Annotated in this window: 5 protein-coding genes; 4 read left to right on the top strand and 1 reads right to left on the bottom strand. The window is 68.6% G+C overall.

What is annotated here, in order from left to right:
• The first annotated feature begins 63 nt into the window (after positions 1-63).
• Together AB0M95_RS24670 and fxsT are read left to right on the top strand one after the other, a co-directional pair.
• Positions 64-1,347: a TIR-like protein FxsC gene (locus AB0M95_RS24670; protein ID WP_363768859.1), complete on the top strand. Its 1,284-nt coding sequence runs from the start codon at positions 64-66 to the stop codon at positions 1,345-1,347.
• A complete protein-coding gene (fxsT, locus tag AB0M95_RS24675) occupies positions 1,344-5,267 on the top strand; it encodes an FxSxx-COOH system tetratricopeptide repeat protein (protein WP_363768862.1) in 3,924 nt (1,307 codons plus the stop codon). Before AB0M95_RS24670 ends, fxsT begins: the two co-directional genes overlap by 4 nt.
• On the opposite strand, the gene AB0M95_RS24680 is transcribed toward fxsT, so the two are convergent.
• Complete coding sequence (locus AB0M95_RS24680; protein ID WP_363768865.1) at positions 5,268-6,146, bottom strand: alpha/beta hydrolase; 879 nt, start codon at positions 6,144-6,146, stop codon at positions 5,268-5,270. It lies immediately after the preceding gene.
• 482 nt (positions 6,147-6,628) lie between these two features.
• On the opposite strand from AB0M95_RS24680, the gene AB0M95_RS24685 reads away from it, so the two are divergent.
• Both AB0M95_RS24685 and secA2 read left to right on the top strand, forming a co-directional pair.
• Positions 6,629-8,158 carry an MDR family MFS transporter gene (locus AB0M95_RS24685; protein ID WP_363768868.1) on the top strand — a complete coding sequence of 510 codons (1,530 nt, stop codon included), beginning with the start codon at positions 6,629-6,631 and terminating at the stop codon, positions 8,156-8,158.
• A 189-nt stretch (positions 8,159-8,347) separates the two neighbouring features.
• Positions 8,348-10,474, top strand: a complete 2,127-nt coding sequence (gene secA2, locus AB0M95_RS24690) for an accessory Sec system translocase SecA2 (RefSeq protein WP_363768870.1) — start codon at positions 8,348-8,350, stop codon at positions 10,472-10,474.
• The last annotated feature ends 359 nt before the right edge of the window (positions 10,475-10,833 follow it).

The following is a 10,833-nucleotide window of genomic DNA, read 5'->3' on the forward strand; positions in this document are numbered from 1 at the left end:
ATTCCATCGGCCTAATGTGCGGTTTACAGTCCGGGACCGTGAACGCTGGGGGTGGATCCGCTCGTGCGAGAAGTCCCACGAGCCGCTCCGTACTTCTTTCTGAGCTATGCTCACACTCCGCGGCACGATCTGAACGATCCTTATGATCCCGATCAATGGGTCGAGAAGCTGTTCAATGATCTATGCCGACATGTGATGGTTCTTACCGGTCTACCCCGTGGAGCCAGGCCGGGATTCATGGATCGGGAGCTTCATCCGGGTAGTGTCTGGCCGGACAGGCTCGCGGAGGCCTTGGCGACCTGCAGAGTCTTCGTTCCGCTCTACTCCAGGCGCTTCTTCGAAAGCGAGCAGTGCGGCAAGGAGTGGATGGCGTTCGCGCAACGAATTCTGCACCACCGCGCGCGGGGCTCAGAGAAAGTGGAGACCATCGTCCCCGCCCTCTGGGTGCCCGTTCCCGTCGACGAACTGCCCGAGGTGAGCCGGTCCATCCAGTTCGTCGATCCCGATCTCGGGGCGCGATACGCCGAGCACGGCTTCTACGGCATCATGAAGCTGCGCCAGTTCCGCTCGGCCTATGACCTCGCTGTTTACAACCTCGCCCGGCGCATCGTGGAGGTCGGCGACAGGGCGAACCTCTCACCGATGACGCCGCCCGACTACGAGTCGCTGGAAAGCGCGTTCGGGGCCGGCGACCACACCAGGGCGAACGGCCACCGCCTCCGCGTCACCGTCGTCGCCCCCGACATCACCGATCTACCGAAGGGGCGCGGCCCATACCACTACGGCCACAACTCCCAGGAATGGAATCCTTATCGCCCCAAACTGGGCAGGCCGCTCGCCGAGCACACCGCCGACATCGTCCGGAGCATGGGCCACCGCCCAGAGGTGGGCTCGCTGGCCGAGCACGCCGACCAGATCACGGACGACGGCGCACCAACGTGCCCCGGGCTGCTTTTGATGGATGCCTGGGCCGCCACCTCTCCGGCGTTCAAGGAATCTCTGCGTGCGCTGGACGACGCGAACTGCCCGTGGATCAGCGTGATGGTGCCCTGGAACCACGAAGACGACGAGACCACCCAGGCGACCCCCGTCCTACGCGACTCACTGCACTCCGTGCTTCCGCGCAAGCTCGAGGAGGGTCGGGTCGCGCCGCGGGCCGCCGCGCACGGCATCCCCACGCTTGACCAGTTCACCAAGCAGGTGCCGGAAATCGCGCGCTCCGCCATCGCGCACTATCTTCGCCACGCGACGGCGCACCCGCCCGAGAGGCGTCCGTCCATCGAGCGCCCGCGGCTCCAAGGTCCAATGTCCCCGTTCGACGGCAACGACGCGGAGGCTTCGTCATGACCGACGCTCCCGAGGGCCACATCATCACCTTCTACTCCTACAAGGGCGGGACCGGTCGCACGATGGCCCTGGCGAACACCGCGTGGATCCTCGCGGCGAGCGGGAAAAGGGTGCTGGTCGTCGACTGGGATCTGGAATCGCCTGGTTTACATAAGTTCTTCCACCCGTTCCTGGACGCCACCACGATCGGCTCCACCCCTGGCGTGATCGAGATGATCAACGAGTACTCGCTGGCCACGTTGCGTCCGAATCCACGCCCCGGCGACTGGCATCTGGCGTACGCGAAGGTCCTGCCCCACGCGGTGTCCCTGGAGTGGAACCATTTTCCCGGCCAGGGAACGCTGGACTTCATCTCGGCCGGCCGTCAGAACCGCGACTACGCCTCGCTGGTCTCGACCTTCGACTGGGACAACTTCTACGAGCGGCTGGGCGGCGGCCAGTTCTTCGACGCGCTGCGAGCCGACATGAAGAGCCACTACGACTACATCCTCATCGACAGCCGCACCGGCCTGAGCGACATCGCCGACATCTGCACGGTGCACTTTCCCGACACCCTGGTGGTCTGCTTCACGCTCAGCGACCAGAGCATCGAGGGCGCCGCGGCCGTCGCCCGGCATATCGACGACCGCTACGGCGACCGCAACATCCGAGTGCTTCCCGTGCCGATGCGCATCGACGACGGCGAGAAGGAAAAGCTCGACGCCGGCCGGGCACTGGCCCGGCGACGGTTCGAGGGCTTTCCCTCGGGGATGTCCCAGGAGGAAGTGCGCGGCTACTGGGGCGCGGTGGAGATCCCGTACAAGCCGTTCTACGCGTTCGAGGAGACCCTGGCGACCTTCGGCGACACCCCAGGCTCGCCGACGTCGATGCTGGCGGCGTTCGAGCGGCTGGCCAATGTGATCACCCACGGCGCCGTCCCCTCCATGCCACCGCTGCGCGAGGACGTCCGCCTGCGCATCAGAGACGCCTTCGTCCGCAGGCCGACGTCGGTACCGACGGACATCCTCCTCAGTTACGTCCCGGAGGACCGCATGTGGGCCGAGTGGATCGGCTCGCTGCTCACCCGCGCCGGCTTTCGCATCGTGCAGGCGGACGACGCCTCCGGCTCCGCCCAGGGCGACGACGTGCGCAGGATCGGCTCCTACAACCGAATCGTCGCGATCATGTCCAGTGCCTACGTGCGTTCTCCCGAACCGCGCGCGCTCTGGGACACCCTGGCGATGTCCGAGCCGGCGGGGAGCCGACCGCGGCTGCTCGTGGTGAAGGTCTCGGACGTACGACCGATCGCGCCGCTCAACGACGGCGCCCTCGTCGATCTCATGCGGCTGGACGAGGCGCAGGCCGCCGAGGCGCTGCTGCGCTCTCTGGGGCGGCCCCAGCTCGCCGAGCATCCGGCCGGGCACGCCCCCGCGGGCCCGCGATTCCCCGGTACACGTCCGCCCGTATGGAACGTCCCCACACGCAATGCCGCGTTCACCGGCCGCAACGCCGTGCTGGAGAAGTTGCGCGACCAGATCGTCGGTGGCAGCAAGACCGTCGTGCTACCTCAGGCTCTGTACGGCCTGGGCGGGGTGGGTAAGACGCAGGTCGCCTTGGAGTACGCCCACAGGTTCATGGCGGACTACGACGTGGTCTGGTGGATTCCCGCCGAGCACCTGGAGCTGATCAATCCGGAGATGGCGGAACTGGCGGGCAGGCTGGGCACACCGGTGAGCGACAGCGTCGCCGAGGCCGCCAGGGCCGTACGGGAGGCGCTCCGGCTCGGCAGGCCCTACTCCCGCTGGTTACTGATCTTCGACAATGCCGACGATCCGAAGGACCTCGAAGACTTCATCCCGAGCGGGTCGGGACACGTCCTCATCACTTCCCGAAACCCCGCCTGGTCACGCGTGGCCGACCCGCTGGAGGTCGACGTGTTCACCCGCGCGGAGAGCGTCGAGCACCTCCTGCGCCGGGCCCCCGGCCTCGCCGCGGACGATGCGGACAAGGTCGCCTCCGCCCTCGGAGACCTGCCACTGGCGATCGAGCAGGCCGGCGCCTGGCTGGAGCAGACGGGCATGCCCGCCGGCCAGTACGTCGAGCAACTGGAACATCAGGTCACCGAGGTACTGTCCCTGGGCGACCCGCCAAGCGGCTATCCGACACCGGTCCTCGCCACCTGGAACCTGTCATTCGAACGGCTCAAAGAGCGTTCACCGGCGTCGGTGCGCCTGCTGGAGCTCCTCGCGTTCTTCGCCCCCGAGCCCGTCTCGATGGACATGCTGTATTGCGACGCGATGGTCGACATCCTCGTGCCCTACGACGAGGCCATGCGCGAGAAGCTCATGATCGGCCCGGTCATCCGGCAGCTCGGCCGGTACGCCCTCGCCCGGGTGGACCAGGCGGACAACTCCATCCAGGTTCACCGCCTCATCCAAGCGGTGGTCCGCGACCGCATGAACGCGGAGCAGGAGGAGGTCACCGTCCACGCTGTCCACCGCATCCTGGTCGCGGGACGTCCTCGCGTGGGCGACACCGACGACCCGGGCAACTGGCCGCGCTACGACGAGATCTGGCCCCACCTCGCCCCGTCGCGGGCACAGGACTGCGATGAGGAGGAGACCCGCAAGCTGCTGATCGACCGCGTGCGCTATCTGTGGAAGCGCGGCGAGCTGAACCAGAGCCTCCAACTCGGCAACCGCCTGGAGGACGCGTGGAACGTCAAGCTCGGCCGAGGCGACCGGCAGACGGTGCACCTGCGATTCCACATCGCGAACACGTTGCGCTCGCTCGGGCGTTACCGTGAGGCGCACGTCGTGGACACGGAGGTCCTCACCCACCAAAGCCGGGAGCTGGGCGACTTCCATCCGTACACCCTGATGACGGCGGGTGGGCTCGCGGCCGATCTGAGGGCCCTCGGCGAGTTCCAGGAGTCCTTGCGCATGGCGAGCGAGAACTACGATCGGGTCAAGGACCTGTTCGGGGAGGATCACCCCCGGGCGCTCGCCGCCGCGCACAACCTGGCCGTCAGCTTCCGCCTCGCCGGCGACTTCGCCCGGGCCAGAGACCTCGACCAGGAGACGGTGGAGCGGCGCCGCAGGGTCAGCGGCGACCTGCACCCATACACCCTGCACACGACGTCCATGCTCGCCCGCGACCTTCGCGAGCTGGGCAGGCTCCAGGAGTCGCTGGAGATGCTGCAGGTCAACCTGGAGGACTACCGCCGGGTGCTGGGGGAGGACCTGGTCGACACGCTGCGTGCCGCGACGAACCTCGCCGTGTCCCTGCGGAGGATCGGCCTGGAGACCGAGGCCAGGCGGCGCGCCGAGGACACGCATGAGCGGTACGTCGCCCACGTCGGCGAGAACGCCCCCGACACGCTCGCCTGCCGGCTGGAGCTCGCGTCCTGCCTGAACGTGACGGGCGAGACCAGACGCGCCTACGACTCTGCCGTGGATGCCATGCGCAACTTCTCCCAGGTTCTGGGGGAAGACCATCCGTACACGCTGGCCGCGGCCAACAACAGCGCCATCTACCTGCGTGAGCTGGGCGATGTCCACGAGGCGCGGCAGCTGGCCGAGACGACGTTCCGCGCGCTGGCGCAGAGAATCGGCCAGCACCACCCGTCCACGCTGGTATGCGCGATCAACGTCGCCAACTGTCTCGCCGAACAAGGCGAGCTGAGCGCCGCCGAGCAACTCGACCGGGAGACTCTCGCCGAGCTGCGGAAAATCCTCGGCCCGGAGCACCCCGACAGCCTGGTCTGCGAGGCCAACCTCGCCATGACGCTGAACGCGCTCGGCCGGACGGTCGAGGCCCGGCAGATCCGAGAGCGCGCACTGAACATGATGCGCCACACCCTCGGCGAGAATCACTCGCACATCGCCGCTCTGGCGGCATGGCGCAGACTGAACCGTGACCTCGAGTTGCAACCTTGGTGATCAGGCCGCTCGAGCGTCCCTGACCAGCCACGGCAGTACGTCGGGAAGCACGGTCAAGGCGCCGAAGTGCGCGGCGTCGGGCTCGAGCTTGAACGTGGCCGTCCGGATGCGGCCGGCGAGCCAGCGAGAGTGCGCGACGGGCGAGAAGCGGTCTTTCGCGCCGTGCCAGAGCAGGGTCGGGGCCTTGATGTCTTCCAGGTCGAAGCCCCACGGGGAACAGAAGGCGATCGCGTCGTCCACCCATCCGTCCTCGGAGTGGCGCAGGGCCTCGGCGTAGTTCTCCAGCAGCATGGCACGCACACGCGGGTTGGCCACCATGCGACGGTCGACCTCGGGCAGCTCCGCGTACAGAGCGGCGATCAGGTTCGCCGGGTCGGTACGGATCTTCCGGGCGGCGGGGGCGAGCCAATCGGCGAATCGGCTGCGGCCGGTAAGTGCCACGGTGTACTCGGTGACGTTCGACTCGGTCATACCGCTGAACCAGTCGAGCCCCTCCGCGGCGCGCGGCGCCAGGCCCACCAGCACCGCGACGCGGATGACACGCTCGGGGAGCAGCGCGGCACAGGCCAGCGCGTGCGGACCGCCTCCCGACCTGCCGACGACCGAGAACCGGTCGAGGCCGAGCGCGTCGGCTATCTCCGCGACGTCGTCCGCCACGGTCGCCACCGACCTGCCGACCAGCCGGTCCGACAGGCCGTAGCCCGGCCGGTCGAAGCTGATCAGCCGCACTCCGAGCCGGTACAGCACCGAGCCTCGCGGGCTCGGGCCCACCCGGCTCCCCGGCGTCCCGTGCAGGAGGAAGATCGGATCGCCTCCCGGCTTCCCTTTTTCCTCGACTGCGAGTCGTCTGCCGTCCGCCGTGCACACGACCTTGGTCAATTCCCCGCCTCCAGTGGCCTCTACTACCCCCACTCCAACATCCCCCAAATCCGCGCAAGGGGGAAGGGGCTCCCGCCCTCGACCGCGGCGCGCGTTCGCCCCATGCCCATGCCCACGTGAACGGTGACTCGGGTGTGTCCCATGCTGCGAGCGCGGCACCCGGTACGAACAAATCGGCGTCCTGCTGCTCGGTGAGCGTCTGAGTGCGACCTCGGCGGCGGGCGCGGGCTCGGTGGCTCTGCCGGCCTTCGGCGAGTCACGCGAGGACGGCGGCGCGGGCACGTCACACTAGCGCGCGAGCACAACCACGCAGGCACAACCACGCAGGTACGACCGCGTGGGCATGACCGCGCAGGCACGACCGGGCCCGGCGATCACCACGCCGGGTGTGGCGGACGCAACCGGTGGTTGAATCGGCACGAAGGTTATCCCGCTACGTACGCTGGAAAAGACCATCCGGCCCCGGAAGAGAGGCGGTGTGGATGAACGTCGAACGATCACAGGTGAACCCCCGGCAGCGGAACCTCGTGTTCGGCGGGCTCATGATCGCCCTGCTGCTGGCAGCCCTGGACCAGACGATCGTGTCCACGGCCCTGCCGACGATCGTCGGCGATCTGAAGGGCCTGGAGCACATCGGCTGGATCGTCACGGCGTACATCCTCGCCTCCACCATCGGCCTGCCGATCTACGGCAAGCTGGGCGACCTGTTCGGCAGGAAGATCGTGTTCCAGGCGGCCATCGTGATCTTCCTGATCGCGTCGGCGCTGTGCGGGCTGTCGCGGAACATGCCGGAACTGGTCACTTTCCGGGCCCTTCAGGGACTGGGCGGGGGCGGTCTGATGATCGGCGTGCAGGCGATCGTGGCCGACCTCGTCTCGCCGCGCGAGCGGGGCCGGTACACCGGGATCATCGGCGCCGTCTGGGGCCTGTCGTCGGTGATCGGCCCGCTGATCGGCGGGTTCTTCACCGACCACGCGAGCTGGCGCTGGTGTTTCTACGTGAACCTGCCGCTCGGCCTGGTGGCGCTGGTGGTCACCGCCGTCGTGCTGAAGCTCCCGAAGCCCAATATCCAGCACAAGCTGGACATCCTGGGTACGGCGCTGCTCGCGGGCACGTCCACCTGCGTCGTGCTGGTGACGAGCTGGGGCGGCACCGAGTACGCCTGGAACTCCCCGGTGATCATCGGCCTGGCGGCGGGCGCGGTCGTGCTCGCGGTCGGGTTCGTGCTGGCCGAGCGGGTGGCGGCGGAGCCGATCATCCCGCTACGCCTGTTCCGCGAGAATCAGTTCGCCGTGCCCGCGGCGGTGTCGGTGTTCGTGGGCATCGGCATGTTCGCCATGATCGCGTACCTGCCGACGTTCCTGCAGATGGTGAACGGCGCCAGCGCCACGCGGTCCGGCCTGCTCATGCTTCCCATGGTCGCGGGCATGACGATCACGTCGATCGGCTCGGGCCGGGTCATCTCGGCCACCGGCCGCTACCGCCTGTTCCCCATCCTCGGCCTCGGACTGCTGGCCGTCGGCCTGGTGTTGCTGTCCCGGATGACGGCCGACTCCTCGATGCTGGTCAACGGCGTCTACATGTTCGTGGCGGGCTTCGGCCTCGGCATGGTCCTCCAGACGCTCGTGCTGATCGTCCAGAACTCCGTCGACCACCGGGACGTGGGCGCGGCGACCTCGGCTGTGAACTACTTCCGCCAAACCGGCGCGTCCCTTGGCACCTCGCTCGTGGGAGCCGTCTTCATCCACCGCCTGTCGGACGCCATCGCGGCCGGCGGGACGATGCTGCCGGTGCGCGGCGTCAACGCGATCACCCCGCAGATGGTGCACCACCTCCCGCCTCCCGTGCGCACGGCGATAGCCAGGGCGTACGCGCAGGCACTGCCGCCGATCTTCCTGTACGTCGCGCCCATCGTCGCGGTCGGGTTCGTCCTCGCCTTCTTCATCAGGGAGGTTCCTCTCTCCACGCGGCCGGGCGCGGCGCGGCGGGACGTCGCCGCGCACAGAGCATGAGTGATCAATCGCGGGAACGCCGGTACAGTAGTTGGCGTTGGAGGGAATGTGGCCTCGATATCGCAGTTGATTAGAAACCTCCTGGATCGCCCGGGAAGTGCAAACATCAGCCCTTTTCAACGCACGGCCACCCAGGCCGGCGCGCATGAGGATCGGCTCAGGGAGCTGGACGAGCTCCCGCCGCCTCGCATGGGCGATCTGCCGGAGTTCTGCGCGATAGCCCGAGAGGCTGCCCGGCGCACTCTCGACATGCGCCCGTTCGACGTGCAGCTCGTCGGCGCCCTGGCCCTGCTGTCCGGGCAGGTCGCCGAGATGGCCACCGGCGAGGGCAAGACGCTCTCCGGCGCGATCGCCGCAGCCGGTCACGCCCTGCGCGGGCGGCGCGTCCACGTCATCTCGGTGAACGACTACCTCGCCCGCCGCGACGCCGAGTGGATGGGCCCGCTGTACGAGGCGCTCGGCGTGTCCGTCGGCTGGATCAGCCAGTCCTCGACGCCGGAGGAGCGCCGCGAGGCCTACGCCAAGGACGTGATGTACGCCTCGGTGAGCGAGATCGGCTTCGACGTGCTGCGCGACCGCATCGCGACGTCCGCCGACGACGTCATCGTCCCCGAGCCCGAGGTCGCGCTGATCGACGAGGCCGACTCGGTGCTGGTGGACGAGGCGCGCGTCCCGCTCGTGCTGGCCGGCGCCGCCGACCCCGGCCTGGACTCGGCCGAGACCGCCGAGCTGATCCGGCGCCTGTCGCGCGGTTACCACTACGAACTGGACGACCAGGGCCTCAACGTCTTCCTCACCGCGAAGGGCACCGACGCGGTCGAGAAGGCCCTCGGCGGCATCAACCTGTACGAGACGCCCGAGGTCCTCACCCAGGTCAACCTCGCGCTGCACGCCCACGCGCTGCTCACCCGCGACGTCGACTACCTCGTGCGCGACGGGCGCATCCAGCTCGTCAACCAGTCCCGGGGCCGGGTCGCGACGCTGCAGCGGTGGCCGGACGGCCTGCAGGCGGCGGTCGAGGCGAAGGAGGCGCTCGCGGCCAGCGAGACCGGGGAGATCCTGGACTCGATCACCATCCAAGGCCTCATCCGCCGATACCCCGAAATATGCGGCATGACGGGTACGGCGGTCGCCGTCGAGGACCAGCTCCGCGAGTTCTACTCCCTCAAGGTCGCGGTCATCCCCCCGAACCGGCCCAACGTCCGCGCCGACGAGCCCGACCGCGTGTTCGGCCACGTCGTCGACATGCGCATGGCCCTGGTCGACGAGATCGCCCGCGTGCACGAGACCGGCCGTCCCATCCTCATCGGCACCCTCGACGTCTCCGAGTCCGAGCGCCTGGCCGACGACCTGCGCCGCGACGGCCTCGAGTGCGTCGTCCTCAACGCCAAGAACGACGCCGAGGAAGCCGCGATCATCGCCCAGGCCGGCCAGAAGGGCACCATAACCGTCTCCACGCAGATGGCCGGGCGCGGCACCGACATCCGCCTCGGCGAGGGCGTCGCCGAGCTCGGCGGCCTGTACGTCATCGGCGCGGGCCGGCACGCCAGCAGCCGCCTGGACGACCAGCTCCGCGGCCGCGCCGGGCGTCAGGGAGACCCCGGCGGCTCGGTGTTCTACGTGAGCCTCGAGGACGACCTGATCACCCACTACGCGCCCCACGAGTCCCTGCCGCCGGCCGACGACGAGACCGGCGTCGTGCGCAGCAAGCGGGCCGGGTACATCGTCGGCCACGCCCAGCGGGTCGCCGAGGGCACCCACCTGGAGATCCACCGCAACACCTGGCGCTACACGCGGTTGCTCGAAACGCAGCGCGCGCAGGTCCTCGAACAGCGTGACAAGGTGCTGCGCGGCGAGGCCGCCGGAGACGCGCTAGCCGCCGCCCGTCCCGAGCACTGGGACGAACTGGTCGCCGAGGCCGGCGAACCGGCGTTGCGGGAGGCCGCGCGGCAGATCGTCCTGTTCCACCTCGACCGCTGCTGGACCGAGCACCTCGGCTTCATGTCCGACGTCCGCGAGGGCATCCACCTGCGCGGCCTCGGCCACAAGCTCAAGCCCATCGACGAGTTCCACCGTGAGGGCGTGGCCGCGTACAAGCACCTGCTGGAGGAGGTCGAGCGCCGCTCCGTCGAGACCTTCGAGACGGCGACGATCACCGCCGAGGGCGGCCTGGACGCCACGGAAAGCGGCCTGAAACGCCCCACCGCCACCTGGACGTACCTCGTCCAGGACAACCCCTTCGGCAGCGCCTTCGACCGAGCCCTGAAGAACCTGGTAACCCCAAGATCAAAGCGCCGCCAATCCCTCGACGACTGACCCGGGGAGCCCGGGGCTCCGACCACAAACAGGACGGGGCCCGCAGAAAGAAGCGAGCGCCGCGCGGGGCCAGCCCATGGACAGAGCCGGCCTCCGCAGGAAAATGGTCCTCGCCTCCGGCTCGGGCTGTCCTACCCAGGGGGCTCCCGCCCCTTCGACCCTCACGCGCGGCATGTGAGGAAGGCAAGGGTCGGACATCAGGCAGCCCCTTTCTGCCCCTCGGAGATATCTCTCCTAGAAGGGCACTGAAGATCTTGTTCGCGTGTAACTGGTTACGTCTTTCGTGAGGCTGTCCGATTTGATCGGCAGTGCGTGATCCGCGATCATCTGTCGGGTGTCCACGTCCTCCGTGCCGAAGC

The organism is Sphaerisporangium sp. NPDC051017 (assembly GCF_040683095.1).
Lineage (GTDB): Bacteria > Actinomycetota > Actinomycetes > Streptosporangiales > Streptosporangiaceae > Sphaerisporangium.